The sequence below is a fragment of the Streptomyces sp. NPDC059477 genome (assembly GCF_042749375.1).
Classification (GTDB): Bacteria; Actinomycetota; Actinomycetes; order Streptomycetales; family Streptomycetaceae; genus Streptomyces.
On record NZ_JBHYUG010000183.1, the window covers coordinates 1 to 1,052 of the forward strand.

The following is a 1,052-nucleotide window of genomic DNA, read 5'->3' on the forward strand; positions in this document are numbered from 1 at the left end:
GCCGGGGTCAGATACGTGCAGTGCAGCTTGTCCGCGAGCGGCTCGGCCCGCAGCCGTTTGTGCAGCAGCGCCAGCCGCCACACCGTGCGCGGGGTGGGCGGGGCGGGCAGTACGGCGATCAGATCGAGGTCGCTGCGGCCCTCCTGGTAGTCACCGCCGGCCAGTGAGCCGTGCGCCCAGACGGCGACCGGGCGAAAGGGCGCGAGGCCGGTGACGAACCGGTCGAGCAGGGTGCGGGTCGGGGGCGGGTCCTCGAACGGGAGCTGTTCCTGGATCGGCATACGCCCAGTGTCCCCAGCGCGCGCGGACCGGTACACCCGCCGCGCGGCCCTGCCCCGGCGGCGGGTGCCTCACTCCAGGCCGTACACCCGGCGCGCGTTCCCGGCCGCGATCAGGCCGGCCACCCGGTGGGCGTCGCCCGGCGACCACGCCCCGTCGGCCACCCAGCCGCCCAGCACCCGGCTCAGCGCCTCCCGGAACAACCGCGCCCCGACGACATGCAGTTCGGGCAGCGCCCGGGCCCCGCTGGAGAACAGGACCTTGCCGAAGGGGGCCAGCTCCAGGATCTCCGCGAGAACGGTCGCGGCCCGGGCGCCGGTACGCACCAGGGCGGCCCCGGCGTCGGCGTACACATGCGGGAACACGCCCGTGAGATGGGCCGCGTGACGGTGGTACGGGTAGCCGTGCAGCAGGATCAGATCGGTGCCGAGCCCGGCCGTGGCGCGGACGAAGCCGGTGAGCAGGGCCGGGTCCGTACGGTCGCCGCGCAGGCCCGGCTCGCCGAGCCCGGTGTGCAGTTGCAGGGGCAGACCGCCGGCGACGGCCATCCACAGCAGATGGCGCAGCAGCACCGGATCGCTCAGTTCGTCGCCGACCCGGCGTCCGGCGAGCCAGCGGCCCGCGGCGCCGGGCGCCCCCCCCCGCGCCGCGGGCGGCGGGGGCGCGGGGGCGCGGGCGCGCGCGGGGTGGGGGCCCCCCCCCCCCCCAGGACGGTGCGGCGGGACGAGCGGGCGGGATGCGGAGAGGACACAGGCATTCCTTCAGGAGGGGAC

Annotated in this window: 1 protein-coding gene and 1 pseudogene; both read right to left on the minus strand. The window is 76.9% G+C overall.

What is annotated here, in order from left to right:
* A partial coding sequence (locus tag ACFXAZ_RS39390; RefSeq protein WP_384601860.1) for a nucleotidyltransferase domain-containing protein occupies positions 1-281 on the minus strand: 281 nt, incomplete at its 3' end.
* A 69-nt stretch (positions 282-350) separates the two neighbouring features.
* Positions 351-908: pseudogene (locus tag ACFXAZ_RS39395) on the minus strand (amidohydrolase family protein); the annotation flags it as partial.
* Positions 909-1,052: the final 144 nt, after the last annotated feature.